9 protein-coding genes, 1 tRNA gene and 5 pseudogenes are annotated in these 16,909 nt (G+C 67.0%); 6 read left to right on the top strand and 9 right to left on the bottom strand.

Annotation, left to right across the window (positions count from 1 at the left end; translation table 11 throughout):
- Positions 1 to 58 precede the first annotated feature (58 nt).
- From NM962_09015 to NM962_08990, 6 genes are all read right to left on the bottom strand, one after another.
- Positions 59 to 3,310 (bottom strand): hypothetical protein, encoded by a 3,252-nt coding sequence (locus tag NM962_09015; GenBank protein UVO14943.1) that lies wholly within the window; start codon positions 3,308 to 3,310, stop codon positions 59 to 61.
- A 60-nt stretch (positions 3,311 to 3,370) separates the two neighbouring features.
- Positions 3,371 to 4,510: an outer membrane porin GjpA gene (gene gjpA / locus NM962_09010; protein UVO14132.1), complete on the bottom strand. Its 1,140-nt coding sequence runs from the start codon at positions 4,508 to 4,510 to the stop codon at positions 3,371 to 3,373.
- 546 nt (positions 4,511 to 5,056) lie between these two features.
- The gene (locus tag NM962_09005) at positions 5,057 to 5,458 is read right to left on the bottom strand and encodes a MarR family transcriptional regulator (protein UVO14131.1); all 402 of its coding nucleotides are present in this window, start codon (positions 5,456 to 5,458) and stop codon (positions 5,057 to 5,059) included.
- Between the two features lie 169 nt (positions 5,459 to 5,627).
- On the bottom strand, positions 5,628 to 6,140 hold the full coding sequence (locus tag NM962_09000; protein UVO14130.1) for a MarR family transcriptional regulator: 513 nt from the start codon (positions 6,138 to 6,140) through the stop codon (positions 5,628 to 5,630).
- 416 nt (positions 6,141 to 6,556) lie between these two features.
- The gene (locus NM962_08995; protein ID UVO14129.1) at positions 6,557 to 7,102 is read right to left on the bottom strand and encodes a MarR family transcriptional regulator; all 546 of its coding nucleotides are present in this window, start codon (positions 7,100 to 7,102) and stop codon (positions 6,557 to 6,559) included.
- 382 nt (positions 7,103 to 7,484) lie between these two features.
- Positions 7,485 to 7,571: transfer RNA gene (locus NM962_08990), tRNA-Ser, on the bottom strand.
- Between the two features lie 323 nt (positions 7,572 to 7,894).
- Between NM962_08990 and NM962_08985 the strand changes: the two are divergent.
- The 3 pseudogenes from NM962_08985 to NM962_08975 all read left to right on the top strand — a co-directional run bounded on the left by NM962_08985 (position 7,895) and on the right by NM962_08975 (position 9,104).
- Positions 7,895 to 8,080, top strand: a pseudogene (locus tag NM962_08985) (hypothetical protein).
- 622 nt (positions 8,081 to 8,702) lie between these two features.
- Positions 8,703 to 8,912 (top strand): annotated as a pseudogene (locus tag NM962_08980) (hypothetical protein).
- Positions 8,913 to 9,023: 111 nt separating this feature from the next.
- Positions 9,024 to 9,104, top strand: a pseudogene (locus NM962_08975) (RNA-binding protein).
- Positions 9,105 to 10,226: 1,122 nt separating this feature from the next.
- Here NM962_08975 and gjpA (NM962_08970) read toward each other — a convergent pair.
- On the bottom strand, positions 10,227 to 11,306 hold the full coding sequence (gene gjpA, locus NM962_08970) for an outer membrane porin GjpA (protein UVO14128.1): 1,080 nt from the start codon (positions 11,304 to 11,306) through the stop codon (positions 10,227 to 10,229).
- A 341-nt stretch (positions 11,307 to 11,647) separates the two neighbouring features.
- On the bottom strand, positions 11,648 to 12,739 hold the full coding sequence (locus NM962_08965) for a MarR family transcriptional regulator (protein UVO14127.1): 1,092 nt from the start codon (positions 12,737 to 12,739) through the stop codon (positions 11,648 to 11,650).
- A gap of 75 nt (positions 12,740 to 12,814) precedes the next feature.
- Here NM962_08965 and NM962_08960 point away from each other — a divergent pair, with 75 nt between their 5' ends.
- Both NM962_08960 and NM962_08955 read left to right on the top strand, forming a co-directional pair.
- Positions 12,815 to 13,783: an NAD(P)H-quinone oxidoreductase gene (locus NM962_08960; GenBank protein UVO14126.1), complete on the top strand. Its 969-nt coding sequence runs from the start codon at positions 12,815 to 12,817 to the stop codon at positions 13,781 to 13,783.
- A 65-nt stretch (positions 13,784 to 13,848) separates the two neighbouring features.
- Positions 13,849 to 14,586: pseudogene (locus NM962_08955) on the top strand (transposase).
- 53 nt (positions 14,587 to 14,639) lie between these two features.
- On the opposite strand, the gene NM962_08950 reads toward NM962_08955, so the two are convergent.
- Positions 14,640 to 15,995 carry an IS256 family transposase gene (locus NM962_08950; GenBank protein UVO14125.1) on the bottom strand — a complete coding sequence of 452 codons (1,356 nt, stop codon included), beginning with the start codon at positions 15,993 to 15,995 and terminating at the stop codon, positions 14,640 to 14,642.
- A 52-nt stretch (positions 15,996 to 16,047) separates the two neighbouring features.
- Here NM962_08950 and NM962_08945 point away from each other — a divergent pair.
- Positions 16,048 to 16,866, top strand: a pseudogene (locus NM962_08945) (transposase).
- Positions 16,867 to 16,909: the final 43 nt, after the last annotated feature.

The raw sequence follows: 16,909 nt of genomic DNA, 5'->3' as shown, positions 1-16,909 counted from the left end.
ACCGCGGCCGCCGAGTCCGGTGAGGGACCCGACGGCCGCGATACGCGATCTGTTGGCGTTAGCCGGGGGTGCCGGGGGTGCCGTTGGCGCCGGCGCTGCCGTCGGTGCCGGGGTTGCCACCCGGGCCACCGCTACCGCCAGTACCGCCTCCACCGCCGGTGCCGGCCTCGCCGCCCGCACCACCGGTGCCGCCGCCGGTCGGCGTGCCGCCGTTGCCGCCGTTGCCGCCCTTGCCACCGTTCGGACCGGCGCCGCCGTTGCCGCCGGTGCCGGCCGTGCCGCTGGTGCTGGTGCCGCCAGTGCCGCCGGCGCCACCGTTACCACTCTTGCCACCGTTGCCGCCGTCACCGCCGGCCAGGCCGTTGCCGGCGGAGTCGACGCCGCCCTTGCCGCCGTTGCCACCGGCGCCGCCAAGTCCCCCAGAACCACCGGCGCCACCCTTACCGCCGTCGCCGGTGGAAGATGTGCCACCGGTGCCACCCTTACCGCCGTTGCCGCCGGCACTGCCGTCGGTTCCGTCGCCGCCGGCGCCCTTGGCCGGACTGTCTCCGGCAACGCCCGCGGCGCCGGCCCCACCCGCGCCACCGCTACCGCCGACACCGCCGGTACCGGACCCGGAGGTGCCACCGGTACCACCATTGCCGCCGTTACCGGCCGAGCCGCCGTTGACTCCGCTGCCGCCCGCGCCACCGCTACCGCCGGCGCCGCCGTTGCCGTCGAGGGCGTCGGTGCCGGCGGTTCCGTTGGAACCGCTGGTGCTGACACCGCCCTTACCGCCGACGCCGCCAGTGCCGCCAGCGCCGCCCTTGCCGCCGTTACCGCCGTCAAAGCCGTTGCCGTTGGCGTCCACACCGCCCTTGCCGCCGACGCCGCCGGTGCCACCGGTGCCACCGGTGCTGCCGTTGCCGCCAGCGCCACCGTTACCGGAGACCGCGCTGCCGCCGTCACCGCCGTTACCGCCATTTCCGCCATTTCCGGCGTCGTAGCCGTCGCCGCCAGCCGCGCGGGGGTGCGGGATTCCCTTCGTCCCGGCAGTTGCGTTACCGCCGGTGAAGCCGGCGTTGCCGCCGTTTCCACCGTTACCGGTGCCCGTCGCCGCGCCGCCATCGCCGCCATCGCCGGCATTGCCGCCGGTGGAGCCCCCACCGCCGGAACCACCGGCGCCGCCTTTGCCGCCGTCCACCGAGCCGGCTCCCGTTCCGCCGGTTCCGCCGGTTCCGCCGTTACCGCCGGGCCCAGGCGCGAAGTTACCGGCCGGGGCGTTGCCCCCGTTTCCGGCGTTACCGCCGTTACCGGCGTGACTGGCGCCGAAGGGGTTGTTCGGGTCGGTGGCGCCGGCGCTATCGCCACCGGCACCACCGTCACCACCGGTACCGCCCTGGAGCTGCGCGGCACCGCCATTCCCGGCGTTGCCACCGTTACCACCGGACGCGGTGCCATCACCACCGGCCCCACCGGTACCGCCGGTACCGCCGTTCCCGCCGCCGGACGAGAAGCCGGCCGAGGCGGCGCCGCCGGTACCGCCGTTACCACCGTTACCACCGGTGCTGATCACGCCGGCACCGGTCGCCCCGGCTGCGCCCACACCGCCGTCACCGCCGTCACCGGCGAAGGCGTTGGCCGACGCGGCACCGCCGGTGCCGCCGTTACCGCCGTTGCCGCCCTTGCTGAAGATGGTTCCATCGCCGGACTTCCACCCGGTGCTGGCCGCGCCGTCGGCGCCATGACCGGCGTCACCACCACCACCAAGTGTGCCGTTGCCGCCGTTGCCGCCGTTGCCGCCGTTTCCGCCGATGTAGGTGCCGGTGCCGGCCGCGCCGCCGTCACCGCCCTGGCCTCCCCAGCCGTTGACGGCGCCCAGAATCGAGGTGATACCGCCCTGACCACCGGTGCCGCCCGTACCGCCGTTACCACCGGTGGTTTGCACGGTGTTGTCATCGGTGGCCGCGTCACCGGCAGCGCCACCGTTACCGCCGTTACCGCCGCGGCCGTCTTCGAGAGTGTTAGCGCCCCCGGCGCCGCCGTTGCCGCCGTTGCCGCCGCGGAGTGCACCGAACCCGCCGGTGCCGCCATCGGTTCCGTTGCCGCCGACGCCGCCGATTCCGGCTCCGGCTCCGCCCTTACCGCCGGCGCCGCCGGTGCCACCGGTCAGGCCGTCACCGCCGTTACCGGCTGCCCCGCCGTTACCGCCGAGGGGACCGGCCCCGCCGGTTCCGCCCGTGCCGCCGGCGCCGCCGTTTCCGAGGTAATCACCGCCTGCGTCCTTGAAGGCGTCACCACCGTCGGTTCCGGCGCCGCCCTCAGCGGCAGCACCGTTCTGACCGGCGCTGCCGTACGAGCCGTCGAACTTCACGCCAGCGGCACCGCCGGCCCCACCGTTGCCACCGGCGCCACCAGCGGCCCCGTTCAGGTGAGCAGCAACACCGTCGTCGACGCCGTTGGCGGAGGTACCGGCGTTTCCAGCAACGCCACCGGCACCACCGTTGCCGCCGTTGCCGAAGAGGTACCCGCTGCGGCCACCCGTACCGCCGGCACCACCGTTGCCGCCTGAGCCGCCGATGCCGGTACCGCCATTGGCAAACGTGCCATTCGCGCCGGCCGTGCCACCGCCGCCGACACCCCCGTTGCCGCCGGTACCGAAGAACCAGCCCACCGCGTCGCCACCGTTTCCGCCGGCACCGCCGTTGCCGCCGTCACCGACACCCATCCCACCGGCACCGCCGTCACCGCCGAGGCCCATGAAGGACCCGCCCATACCGCCGTTACCGCCTGTGCCGGTCTCGAAGCCGTCACCGCCTGCGCCGCCGTTGCCGAACCAGCCGGCGGTGCCGCCGTTGCCGCCGACCACTGTCGCGTCATCGCTGTCCCAACCGGCGCCGCCGTCGCCGAGCCACAAGCCGCCGTCACCGCCATCGGGGTTCTCGGCGGTACCGTCAGCGCCGTCGCCGATCAGGAACAGGCCAGAGGATTCGTTGATCCAACCGTTGACCAGTTCGCCGAAGTCGCTGTTGATCCAGGCCTCGACGCCGAAGTGGATCGGGTCGTAGATCCACTGCTCGATGATGGTGCTCATGTCGAAGAAGCCACCGGCAGCGGACAGCGGCGCATCGGCCACCGATGTTGTGGGGTCGAACCAGTCCCACGAGAAGTCCAGCCCGTCGGCCTGGGCCGCCGGGGAGGCGACCAGCGGCGCCATGCCGAACGACAAGAATGCGGCGGCGGCACCACCGGCACCGATCACCCGCTTGCGGCGCGCCTGGCCAGCCTCCTGCTGACCGCGGCGCCGGCTGCTGCTGTGTCGACGACTCATTGAGGAACACCTTTCGTCAGATATAAAGCTTTGGGGTAGTTGAAGTTTGGGGTTGTCGGATTAGCCGAAGATGTTGTCAAGCAAGCCGTCCAGCGCGCCGAATATGTTGGTGGCTTCGGCGCTAGAGCCGCCGTCATCGATGAAGTCGTCCGGTATGGTGGGCCACTCGACTCCGACCGCTGGCGGCGTCACGACGACGGCGCCGCTCTTTGCGTCCCAACCCGAGCCCAGCAACGCCCCGACGGTCTGTCCCCATGCTTCCAAGGCGGCGATCGGGCCGATCCCGTGGCCCGCGACATTGATCGAATTCAGGATCGGGACGCCGACCATTTCCAGACCGAGAGAGTTGAAGAGGGAACCGCCGACCACCGGAACCGAGGCCTCCACTGCCCCGCCGGCGCCCATCACCTGATACGTGGTGAGCGACACCTGCCCGGTGCTGAACAGGCCGCCGAAGGCGAACTCCAAGTGATCGAGGCTCATGCCATCCGGAAGGAATCCGGCGTCGTTGATCGTCGGCAGCAGCGAGTCGAGGTTGAGGGTGGCGCCGTTGAGGAAGCCGCCCCAGGTGTTGGCGATAATCTCCTGCAGGCTGTCCCCGTCGGTGACGCTGTTCAGCAGGGCGACCCAGGGGCTGATGCCCGGGGCTAGCAGGCCCATGATGATGCCCGACAGCGGTGAGGTCATGAAGTTGAGCACCGAGTTCACCATGTCGACGTCCGTGCCGGGCGGCAAGAAGCTCGGAACCTGACTGATCAGCACGCTATGGCCGGTAGTGGGCCCGCCGTCGATGGTGTGGTGTAGCACCATGGTCTTGGTCGCGTCCGAAGTGTCCAACGGCAGCGAGTAGCCGTCGCGCACCGCCACCCAGTGCTCCTGAAGCTGGGTGTTGATGTCAGCCAAAGTGCTGCTGCTCGGGTCGTCGAGGAACTGCTGCATGTAGCCCATGACATTGGCGTACACCTGCTGCCAGGCCACCCCGGGGGCGATCATGTAGTTGTTCACCAGCGTCGAAATGTTGGCATTCGTGGTGTTGATGACGTCCTGCCAGGTGTCGAGGAAGCCGGACAGGCCCGTGAGCGCGACATCAACGACCGAAGTGGGCTCGGGCGCCGGCGCCACCACTGGTGTGGCAGCGATCAGGCCGGTCCCGGCGATGACGACGCCGGCCGTTGCGTAGGGGCGAAGAATGGCGTGCAAGGGAGCTCCTTCAGGTCATGTGACTCAGCACACGGAACGTAACTGAGGGAGACCTGAAAATCAGCAGTCAGGAAGGGGGCGACAACAAAGACATCCACCCCATACGCAACTGGCAATCTACATAACTCCACGTATCACCAGGCAGAGTGGCTACCTATGCACAAACAGCAAATGTTTATCGTCAGTCTGGTGATTCAACTGGAAATTACCGACCAGTAGGAATTGCAACACGTTCATTTTGAGCTATTCCGCTTCTCGGCGGCGCGAAATAGGCGTTGAACTGGGGCGTATCGACCTGCCGATAAAGTCCAGGGCCACGTTGCAGAAACAGGTGTCAACGCATTTTCCTCTGACATAGGTGGCTATCAGGCAAACCTTGACTAACATGTGGTTTGACGCGTGTCTACGCAGGTAGTGACACCGGCCTGCCGTTAGCAGCCGTACGCAAGGGATGTGGATCTCAGCTCACAGGCCGCACTCCCTGAGACATTTTTAAGCTATGCCTAGGGTCGCCCGGCCCAGGCTGACCCCGGCCCTGAGCTGCACTCAGGGCTGCGAGGAGAGGCCGGTTCGCCGGCAGACGTCCCCGAGGGCGATCGCCTGCTGTCGCGACAGCTGGGCGAGGTAGTACGCACGAATCCCGCGCGCGTAGGTCACGCCCGCCGCTGCCGATCGCTTCCGGCCCTCGGTGGTGATCTGGGCAAGCACCACTCGGCGGTCAGCCGGATGCGGACGCCTGTCGACCAACGCCTCGGCCACCAGGCGATCGATCAGCGACGTCACCCGACTCGGCGCCAGCGCGAAAGCCGTGGCCAGCTCCCTCATTCGGGCCGAACCGGTATCTGTACTGGCGAGGCGGTCCAAGACCAGGATTTCAAAGAGGGTCAGTCCGTGGGCATGAACCAGGCTTTCGTTCAACGCGGCCAGCAGGCGCTCGGAGGTGTCCACGAATTGGTGCACGCAGGCACTTTCAGCGGCGTCAAGCGCCGGCAATTCCCACACTGGCCGCTCAAGAGTCCGCAGGTGCCCCATGCCGGCCGATCGTATCCACGAGATGCGACGACCGGTGTCTGATTCAGGAACTTTAGTGCTGCAGATTGAGCGAGAGGCGAGCAGCTCAGTCCATCGTCGACTTTTTCGGAAGGTCCGCGACGTCCAGCGACGCGCTGATCTGATGGCAGCTGGCACCTAGGGCAAGCATTTGCTGGCGGGACATCTGGTTCACGTAGAGCCGGCGGATCTGTTCGGCGTAGGTTTTGCGGGCCTCCCCCAACCTTATTCGGCCCTCGGGCGTGAGCTCGGCCCGCACTCCCCGACCATCACCGGGAATAGGTATCCGGCGAACCAGGCCGCGACTTTCCAGCCGCCGGGTCAGCCAAGTCACCCGGCTTCGGAGCAGCATCAGCGCCGCGGCCAGTTCGCTCATTCGGACAGATCCGCTGTCGGACTTGGCGAGGAGATCTAGCAGTCGAAGCTCGGACAGGTCCAGCCGGTGCCGGCCAAGCAGGCTTCGGTTGAGCGCGCCCAACAGATTGGTCGACGACTCGACGAACTCTTGCCAAGAATTCTGCTCGATGTCTTCGAGCCCCGGCAGCCGCATCGCCGGCGCTTGAGCCCCTGTGTCCTCCACGGCGGGCGACGGTACCGAAACCCTTCAGACATTAGCCACGGAAACCGCCGATGTTCCCATCGTTTTACATACATCAACGATGCTCGGTCGTGGCCAGCAACACAGCAGCAAGCGCATCGGCGCTGATCGCAGAGGTTCCAGTATCGCAGCAGCAATAATCCGGAGTATCTTGGTTAATTCAACCGGAAAGTAATTCGTGATTAACCGTCAGAACCTGCCCTCGCCGAGCCCAGACTTAGCTAGCTAGCAGCCAACCATCCGGTAAGTGCAGCTACAGGCCATGATGCCCAACCAACAAGGTTAACCACTCATTCCACCCGAAGAAATGCCCCTCACCCGCTCGACGGCCCTATGCCGCGACCGTGAAAACCCCTCACGAGCAAACTCATCAGCGGATGCGCGCCGCGCAAAGCTGGTCACAACGGCGAGTTCGCGGCGGGTCCGCTCTGGACCGCGCGGGAGACATAGAGCGTCGAGTCAGCCTGCTTCAGGCCGGAATTGATCCGTCGGCAATTCTCCTCGAGAGTGGCGAGCTGGCGCCGCGACAGGGTACCGATGAGGTGGGTCTTGACCCCTTGAGCGTAGTTGTGGCTGGCATGCCCGGCCACCCGGCGGCCGTCGTCAGTGATCCGAGCGACCACCCCTCGCCGGTCATCGGAATTCTGTTCGCGCTGAACCAAACCCCGCTCTTCGAGTCGACGGATCCGTTTGGTCATGTGGTGGGGGTTCGCGCCCAGCGCGTCGGCCAGGTCGCCCATCCGCGCTGCGCCGTCGTCAGACTTGTCCAGGATGTCGAGCACCCGCAAGTCAATGACGGAGAGATTGTGCGCTTCGGTCAGCCAGCGGTCCATCGTGGCGTGAAAGCGCAGCGCAGCGTGCAGAAAGTTCTGCCACGACTTCTGTTCGGCGATGTCCAATCCGGGAAGATCACTGGGGGTGCGGCGACGAGCCGGACGTTGCATAGCGTCATGGTAGCCACGCTTAGTTCCAGTGCGCCAACATCATTCCGCACCTGAGTAACGCGTAGCCGTTATTCAGCGACGTTTCCAGTGGATCGTTGAATACATTTAATGCCGCCGAGCCGGTCGGTACAAATACCGACCAAGGCCAAGGGGCGAATGGCATGCGCTCGTTGGGTCAGTGCTACGAGAAATCCAAGGGCCGACCACTCATCCCTATTTTGTATACAAATTGATCGGTTGGCGATGTACAGGGCGTCTCGGAACTGTCGCGGCAGCGCCCGAATCTGCCGCAGAATCCCTGTGCGCTGAATATGCGTGCGCCCGGAGGGCAGACGGCGTCCTGGGGCCGCCTAACCCGGTGTGCATCGGATACGAAAAAGGGCGGTGGCGGAGGGATTTGAACCCCCGGACGGTGTTAGCCGTCTCTCGCTTTCAAGGCGAGTGCATTAGGCCGCTCTGCCACGCCACCGCGGGAAATCGTACCTTGGCCGGGTCAGCGCTCCCGAGCAGCCGCAAACGCGCACGCGCATGGAGCCTTTAGTGCGAGTCTGCGACTGCTCGTCACCGGGTCAGCCGGGTTGGCCGCTGCCGCCGGTGGTGCCGGGCTGGCCCGGCGGGGTTCCGGTACCGGCCACACCGCCGGTGCCACCGGAGCCGGCCGCTCCGGCTGCGCCGTGGGCACCGTTGGTGCCGTTGGTGCTGGTGCCGCCCGCGCCGCCGGCTGCGCCGTTGCCGCCGGTTCCGCCGTCGCCGCCGGTGCCGCCGGGCAGGGTGTTGCCGCTGGAGTCGGTGCCGCCGTTGCCGCCGCGGCTTCCTGCGCCGCCGGCGCCGCCGGCTCCACCAGTACCGCCGTTGCCGCCGTTACCGTCCACCGCGGTACCGCCGGCGCCGCCCTTGCCGCCGTTGCCGGCGGCGCCACCGTCGTGGCCGTTACCGCCCGGTTCATGCGCGGGGTTAGTAGCCGGCGCGCCCGTGTAGCCGGTTCCGCCGACGCCACCGTTACCGCCATTGCCACCATCGGCTGCCTTGCGCGTTGCCACCGGCGCCGCCAGCACCGCCAGCACCGCCGGCGCCGATGGTGCCGGTTCCGCCCATCCCGCCGTTGCCGCCGTTGCCGGCGTGGCTGGGGCCGGCACCGTAGGGGTTGTTGGCGGGCATGGCGACTCCGCCACTGTTGCCGCCGGCCCCGCCGGCACCGCCGTCACCGGCGGTGCCGCCTGACCCACTACCGCCGAGAAGGACCATGCCCGCGCCGCCACTGCCACCGGTGCCGCCATTGCCACCCGACGCCGTGCCGTTTCCGCCGTTTCCTCCTGCGCCGCCCGTGCCGGCATTGCCGCCGCCATACGCGGTGCCGCCGGTACCGCCGCTGCCGCCGTTGCCACCAACACTGATGACGCCCGGCCCGGAAGCGCCGTTACCGCCGTTTCCGCCGGCGCCGCCGACCGCACCATCGCCGGTGTAAGCACCGCCGCCCGATGAGCCGCTGCCGCCGTTACCGCCGTGGCTCCAGATGGTGCCGGCTCCGTCGTCCCACCCGGTGCTGTCGCCGCCGTTGCCGCCGCGGCCGCCAGCCCCGCCGGTGGCACCCGATCCTGCGCCGAAGAAGCTGTCACCACCATTGCCGCCGGCATAGGTTCCGGCACCGCCGTCCCCGCTGTCGCCGCTGGCCCCACCGACTCCGGTCTGGCTGCTTCCGCCCATGCCGCCACCGCCGCCGTCGCCGCCGATGGTCTTGACGGTGTTGTCGTCGGTGGCGCCGTTGCCACCGGAGCCACCGTCACCACCAGCCCCACCGGCTCCGCTTTCCGAGGGGCCGCCCCAACCACCCCAACCGCCGCTGCCACCGGTACCCGCGGTGGCATCTCCGCCGGCGCCGGCGTTTCCACCTGCGCCGCCAGTGTTGTTGCCGGCGGACTGGCCGCCGTTACCGCCCCACCCGCCGCCACCACCGTTGAGACCGGCGCCGCCGGCGCCGCCGTCACCGCCGTTACCACCGATATAGCCGTTGCCGGCGTACCCGCCGTCACTTCCGGCCCCACCGTTGCCCAGGTAGTCGCCGTTGACGTCTTGGTAGGCGTTCCCGCCGTTACCGGCGTCGCCCCCGTCGCCACCGTTTCCGAGCTGCCCGGCATGTCCGTACATGGGGCTGGTGTAGATGGAGGATCCGCGCCCGCCGGCCGCACCACCGGCGCCACCACCCCAGGACCAGGCCCCGTTGCCGCCATCGACGTGCTCGGCGGTGCCGGTGGCGCCGTCGCCACCCTTACCGCCGGCTCCGGCGTTGCCGCCGTTGCCGCCGTTGCCGAATATGAAGCTGCTGCGCCCACCGGCACCGCCGTTGCCGCCGTAACCGCCGGCTATGCCATTGCCATCGCCGCCGTTGGCGAATGTGCCTGCGGCGCCGGCCGTTCCATCCGCCCCGTTGCCGCCGATCCCGCCGTTGCCGAAGAACCAGCCCGATGCGTTGCCGCCGGCTCCACCGTTGCCTCCAGCGACACTGGCATCCAGGGCGATCCCACCATTGCCGCCGGCACCGCCGTTGCCCATCCAGAGTCCACCGGCTCCGCCGTCACCGCCGTTGGCGCCCGCTCCACCATCACCGCCGACACCGCCGTCGCCGAGCCAGCCGGCCGCATTGCCGCCAGCACCGCCGGCCACGCCGGCTTCGGTGCTGTCCCAGCCGTTTCCGCCGTCGCCGAACCAGAGGCCGCCGTTGCCGCCGTCAGGGTTCGTTTCGGTGCCGTCAGCACCGTCACCGATCAGGAACTGACCCGCGGAGGTGTTGATCCAGCCGTTGACCATCTCACCGAAGTCACTGTTGATCCAGTTCTCCATCGAGGCGTGGATCGGCTCGTAGAACCATTGGCCGAGCATGGCGGTCATGTCGAAGGTCCCGGCATCGGCCGGGTTGGCGGCCAGCCATGCGGAGGAATCGAAAAGGTCTACGATCCAATCGAATTCATCGGCCTGGGCCGGTGGTGCCACGGTGAGCGGGGCTATTCCGAAGGCCAGGAACGCACCGATGGTGCTGGCGGCGCCGGTCACGCGGCGACGAGTGGTGAGGTGACGAGTCATATTGCGATTGCCTCTCTAAGCAACTGGGATTTAAGGGTTTAGGGGATCAGAGGCCGAGCAGGTCGCCCAGCCAGCCGAACGCGTCAGTCGCTTCAGCACCGGCGCCGCCGTCATCGAGGATGGGCAGTTCCGCACCGGCCAACGGCGGGGTGACCACCACCGGACCCTTGCCGTCCCAACCCGACCCCAGCAGGGCGCCGACGGTCTGGCCCCAGGCCTGCCAGGCCGCGATCGGCCCGATTCCGGCACTGTTGAGATCGAGGGTGCCTATTACTGGCACCCCGCTGAATTCGATTCCCACGCTTTGGAAGATCGAGCCGCCGACCGCGGGCGTCTCGGCTGCGACCCCACCTCCGGGGCCGAGTACCTGGTAGCTCACCGCGGCCGCACCCGTGGACAACAGCCCACCGAACGCGAAGTCCAGGTGGTCCATGTTCATGCCGGCCGGGAAATAGCCCGACGAGTTGATCATCGGCAGCAGGGCATCCAAGTTCAAGGTGGCACCGTTGAAGAACGCACCACCCATGTTGGCCAGAATGTCGAACGGGTTGTCACCGTCGGTGATGCCGTTAAGCAACGCCACCCACGGGCTGATCATCGGTCCGATCATTCCCATCAGGACCGCGCTGGCAGGCGATCCCAGATAGTCGATGATCGGCATGATCGACTCTTTGTCCACGTCGGCAGGGATGTAGCCGGCGACCTGGCCGAACATCAACTGATGGGTGCCATCCATGGTGTGGTTGAGCACCGTGGCGTGGGTCGCGTCGGTCTCGTTCTGCAGCGCCCAGCCTGAGATCACCGCGTTCAGGTGCTTCTGGATTTCCTCGTTGACGTCGTTGGTGGAACCCGATGGGTCATTGAGCAGCCGGTCGGCGTAATCCATCTGGTTGGCCAAAAACTGTTGCATCCCTACACCGGGTGCCAGATACCAGTTGTTGAGCATCGTTGTGGCATTAGCCGACGCGGCATTGACGACGTCCTGGAACGCCCCCGTCAATGCGACCGCGTGGGATTGGACATCAGACAGAGCCGGCACCGGCGCAGACAACGGCGTGACCGCGACGAGACTGGCTCCGACCAGTGCCACGCCGGCGGTGGCATAGGGGCGAACGGTGGCGTGCAAGGGGGACTCCTCGGCTGATGGATTGGTGACGCAGTGAACAGCGATGAACGTAACTAAGCGAGGGCTGAGTGTCTCTAATCGAACGTTGTTATCCCCGAATACGTTTGCTGTCACACCAAGCCGGGTTGCGACGACGGGCCGTGGATTCCCAGGTCAGTGCCGTAATCGGAGGTTGTGAATCAACCCGCACAGCGGACTCAACTGTTTCAACCTGTAACTACCAGTGGGTAACCATTCCGCTTGTCCCCCATGCGGAATGACGCCATCCACCATCAGCAAACTGTGGAAACACCGGTAAGCACAATGCGACGGTGGGACGACGCCGTATATCGAGGGGCGGACTACCGGCGACCAGCGTCGCTTTCGACGGCGGCTGTAGGCGCGCTCCGGCGAACGGTCCGCACCTGCCGGTCGACGCGGGTTTTGAGGGGCAAGCTGATCCGGCGGCACGCATCGCCGAGCGCGATCGCCTGCTGGCGCGACATCGGGTCCAAGTAGTTCCTGCGAATTTCCCTGGCGTAGAAGGAAAGCGCCGGCCCCAGCCGGACTCGGCCGGGCAGCGTGATGTTGACGACGACGCGTCGTCGATCGCCCTGAACGGGTGCCCGGCACACCAGACCCTCGGACTCCAGGCGGGTGATCTGCTGAGTTATCCGGCTGGGCTGCAGTGAAAACGCTTGACCCAGCGCGCTCAGGGGCGCTGATCCGCCCGGCGATTTCGCGATCAGATCCAGCAGCAGAATGTCGATCAAGCTGAGCTGGATCGCCTGGGTCAAACGTTCGTTCAATACCGGGAAGAGCGTCGCCGATGACGACATGAACTGATTCCAGCAACGCTTCCCAGCATCATCAACCCCGGGCAGATAGCACGTGGGCGCCTCCGGAAAGACTTGGGAATCAACGCGAACCGAAATAGGCGCACCAGGTTCGACCAATGCACGCCGCAGTTCAGAAAGCCGCAGACCCTCGCCGATACGCCAACAGTTCTCCGCAACAGTGTTGACCTGGCGAGTCGATAACGATCCGAGCAAATAGGTCGAGACAGCTTTCGCGTAACTGATGATCGCCTGATCGATCATCGTGCGCCCGTCGTCGGTGAGCAGCGCGACCACCCCGCGTTTGTCCTGCGGATCGGGCTCGCGGCGCACCAATCCCCGCTCCCCGAGGCGGTCGATCCGTGTCGTCATCTGACGGCGGGAAGCGCCCAACAGGTCAGCGAGATCGCCCATCCGAGCGGATCCGTCCGCGGACTTGGCCAGGATGTCGAGCACCCGCAAGTCGATCACCGACAGTTGATGATCAGCGTAGAGCGCCCGGTTCAGCGCCGCGTCGAATCGCAGCACGGCTTCCAAATAGTGTTGCCATGCTTGGCGTTCGGCCAGATCCAAGCCGGGTAAATCACTCCCCGTCCGGCGGCGATCATTGCGCTGCACAGCGTCATGCTAAGCCCAACACTTAGCTTTCCTCATCGTTTTCGACCGCGTCAGGCCGGTAGTAGCGTGTCCGACATGCGCGCCATCATCGCTGAATCCCCGGAAGTGCTCGCTTGGCGAGAGGTCCCCGATCTGCAACCGGCTCCGGGCGAGGTACTGATCCGGGTCGCCGCAGCCGGGGTGAACCGGGCCGATCTGTTGCAGGCGGCAGGCTTGTATCCTCCCCCACCCGGGGCCAGCGACACCCTCGGCCTGGAGGTCTCCGGCGTCATCGCTGCGGTGGGCGACGAGGTGTCGGATTGGACAATCGGCCAACAGGTTTGCGCTCTGTTGGCCGGCGGCGGCTACGCCGAGTACGTCGCGGTTCCAGCCCCCCAGATGCTGCCTGTTCCGGCCGGGGTAGACCTGCTGGATGCGGCCGGACTGCCGGAAGTGGCCTGCACCGTCTGGTCGAACCTGGTCTTGACTGCCGGGTTGTCCGAGGGTCAGTTGCTGCTGGTGCACGGTGGAGCCAGCGGCGTGGGCAGCCACGCCATTCAGGTGGCACGTCAACTCGGGGCGTGGGTGGCCGTCACCGCCGGATCAGCGGCCAAGTTGGCGTTCTGCCGTGAACTGGGCGCCGAGATCACCGTCAACTATCACGACGAGGACTTCGTGGCGCGGGTGCGCGAGGCCGGCGGTGCCGACGTGATCCTGGACATCATGGGGGCGGCCTACCTAGACCGCAATGTCGATGCGCTGGCCAACGACGGGCGACTCGTGGTCATCGGGATGCAGGGCGGGGTCAAAGGCGAGCTGAACCTGGGCAAGCTGATCTCCAAACGCGCCCGGGTGATCGGCACCGCCTTGCGCGGCCGGCCGGTGGAAGGCCCGCACAGCAAGGGCGCCATCGTCGACGCCGTGGCCACTGAGGTGTGGCCGATGGTCGGCGACGGCCGAATCAAGCCGGTGATCGGCGCGCGGCTGCCCATCACGCAGGCGGCCGAGGCTCATCGCCTGCTGTCGTCGGGCGAGGTGACCGGCAAGGTTGTGCTGACGGTCTAGGAGTCTGCTGAATTAATCCCGCGTGGCGGGGTGGTGGTGCTCGGGTTTTCGCTGATGATTGTTGGGTGCAGGGTCGCTCTGATGATCAGCGTGAGTTGTTGGATGCGGAGTCGGTCGCCGGGCATCTGTTGAAGGCCGACAGCATGTTTGCGTTCCTGGCAGCCCATCGCGGTGAGTTATTTCCCGAGGAGATGTTCGCCGATCTGTTTCCGTCGCGCCGGGGCCGGCCGAGTGTGCCGGCCGAGGTGATGGCCTCGGTAATCACTTTGCAGGCTCTGCACGGGATGTCGGATAACGAGACCGTCGATGCGGTGGCTTTCGACCTGCGATGGAAAGCCGCGTGCGGTCTGGCGGTGACAGCGCCGGCATTTCATTCCACGACGTTGACGTACTGGAGGCGCCGGTTGGCGGCCTCGGATCGACCGGACCGGATCTTCGAGGCGGTCAAGGCCGTCGTGGCCCAAACCGGGGTGCTGGCAGGCAAGACCCGGCGGGCTCTGGATTCCACAGTCCTCGACGATGCGGTGGCCACCCAGGACACCGTGACCCAGCTGATCGGCGCGATCCGCCGGGTGGCCCGCGATGTCCCCGGCGCCGGCGAGGTCATCGCCGCGCACTGCCGCGCTCATGATTACACCGACCCGGGCAAACCAGCGATCGCCTGGGACGACAGTGCCGCCCGGGACCGGCTCGTCGATGCCCTGGTCGGCGACGCTCACCGGGTACTGGGGTATCTGCCCGAGCAGGAGCTAGCGCCACGCGCGGCCGAGGCGGTGGCGTTGTTGGCGCTGATCGCCGGCCGAGCGTGTCAAGTTTTTTGTGTAAGTCGTCTTGCTGAATTCTTCGATTGTGGTGCTTACAGGTACGGCTCGACGCGGTCTGGGTAGACCAGTACGAGCTGTTCGAGCGCTTTCTTCCAGTTGGTGACCACCTGTCCTTCCACGAGCCTGCCCGGGGCTGTTCGGCCGGTCTTCTTGCCGCGTTCTTTGGCTCGCTCGGCGGCTCGTTTGTCCTCGATGTTGCAGATCGCCAGCCACAGCAGCTTGACCACGGCGGCGTCGTTGGGGAATTGCCCGCGGCTCTTGGTGACCTTGCGCAACTGGTAATTCAGCGACTCGATCGAGTTGGTCGTGTAGATCACCCGCCGCAGCTCGGGCGGGAACGCCAGAAACGGGATGAACTGTTCCCATGCCCGCTGGAAAACCATTGCTGCCGTCGGGTTCTTCTTGCCCAGCTCCGATGCGGTGAACGCATCCAACTCAGCGCGAGCCGCCTCGGCGTTGGCCGCGGTGTAGACCGGCTTGAGGGCGGCGGCCACCGCCTTGCGCTCGGCATAGGAGACAAACCGCAGGGCGTTGCGGATCAGGTGCACCACGCAGGTCTGGACCGCGGCCTGCGACCAGGTCGCTGCGATCGCCTCGGGGAACCCGGTCAGCCCGTCGCAGCACACGACCAGCACGTCTCTCACCCCGCGGTTGGCCAGATCCGCGCAGACGGAAGCCCAAAACGCCGCCCCTTCGTTCTGCTGGACCCAGATGCCCAGGACATGCTTGATCCCGGCCATATCGACGCCCACGGCGATGTGAGCGGCCTTGTTGCGGGTGTGGCCGCCGTCTTTGACCTTGACGACGATCGCGTCGAGGAAGATCACCGGATACAGCGGCTCCAGCGGCCGGCGCTGCCAGGTGAGGACCTCATCGGAGATCTCGTCGACGACCTTGGAGATCGTCTCGTGCGACAGTTCGGTACCCAGCGTCGATGACAGGTGGAAAGCGATGTCGCGCAACGTCATTCCACCGGCGTACAAGGAGATGATCATGTCGTCGAGCCCGCCGAGGCGACGCTGCCCCTTGGGTACCAGTCGCGGCGTGAACGATCCGTCCCGGTCGCGGGGCACGTCCAGGGGCACCGGGCCTGCTTCGGTCTGCACCGTCTTGGGTGAGTGGCCGTTGCGAGCGTTGGGCAGCTCACGCCCGACCGGGTCGCCTTTCTCGTAGCCCAGATGATCGGTCAGCTCCGCAGCCAGCCCCCGCTCCAGGGCGAGCTTGATCAGCCCGGGCAGCAGCCCGCCATCGCCGGTCAGCGCTACCTGCCCGCCGTCGACCTGGGCCAGCAGGTCATCGACCACGCCCGACGCCCGCAGCGCCTCGGCCATCTCCTCAGTCGAGGCAGCCTCCGCCAACTTCACTTCCGCGTCCTTGTCTGTCGCCATGCACTGAGATCCTTCCCATCCCAGGACCTACACAGACCATCTGACACCCCCCGCCGGCCAGGACGTCGAGCCGGTCGAGGGCTCCGATGGCACCGACGGGCAATGGCGCATCGCGCAAAAGGTCGCTGGGGATCGAGTGATCTCCACCGTCGACCCGGAGGCTCGGCACGCGCACAAGACGGTGCACCGGCGCCAGGACGGGTTCAAAGCCCACATCGCCATCGAACCCGACACCGGAATCATTACCGAGTGCGAGTTGACCAAGGCCAGCGGCCCCGACAATCACGAGGCCGTCGTCGGACTTAGGCTGCTCGCCGACGAAAACACCCCGGTGCGGGTGCTAGCTGATTCGGCGTATGGCACCGGGGCTGCCCGGGTGGCACTGACGGATGCCCGCCACGTCGCGGTGATCAAACCGCTGCCGTTGCGTGCGCCGGTGCCCGGTGGGTTCACCAGCGACGATTTCGCCATCGACTTTGACACCCGTATCGTGACGTGCCCGGCGGGCCACCAAACGCCAATCAGCCCCAGCGGCGGAGCCGCCTTCGAAAGACACTGCCGCTCATGCCCGTTGGCGTCTGCTTGCACTACCGCGGTTCGCGGACGAAAACTCACCATCCACATTCATGAGCAGTCGCTGCGCGCTGCGCGCGCCGCAGCCCGCCATCCCGACTGGCAAGCCGAATATCGACGCCACCGCCCCATGGTGGAACGCTCCATCGCCTGGCTCACTCGAGGCAACCGAAAAGTGCGTTACCGCGGCATAGCCAAGAACGATCGCTGGCTGCACCACCGCGCCGGCGCATTGAACCTGCGCCGCCTGATCACCATGGGCCTGACCCACACCGGCACCGCCTGGACCATCGCCTGACTCAGCGCCCGGGCATTGCCTTCAAACCAACCCCGTGCCACGA

This window comes from Mycobacterium sp. SVM_VP21 (assembly GCA_024758765.1).
Lineage (GTDB): Bacteria > Actinomycetota > Actinomycetes > Mycobacteriales > Mycobacteriaceae > Mycobacterium > Mycobacterium heraklionense_C.
Note: the sequence above shows the minus strand (reverse complement) of the source record. Positions and strands in the feature narration are given on the sequence as shown.

Bases quoted from the DNA above. Each gene is read 5' to 3' on its own strand.
- NM962_09015 (UVO14943.1), bottom strand. From the start codon at position 3,310: ATGAGTCGTCGACACAGCAGCAGCCGGCGCCGCGGTCAGCAGGAGGCT.
- NM962_08995 (UVO14129.1), bottom strand. From the start codon at position 7,102: ATGCAACGTCCGGCTCGTCGCCGCACCCCCAGTGATCTTCCCGGATTG.
- NM962_08960 (UVO14126.1), top strand. From the start codon at position 12,815: ATGCGCGCCATCATCGCTGAATCCCCGGAAGTGCTCGCTTGGCGAGAG.
- NM962_08950 (UVO14125.1), bottom strand. From the start codon at position 15,995: ATGGCGACAGACAAGGACGCGGAAGTGAAGTTGGCGGAGGCTGCCTCG.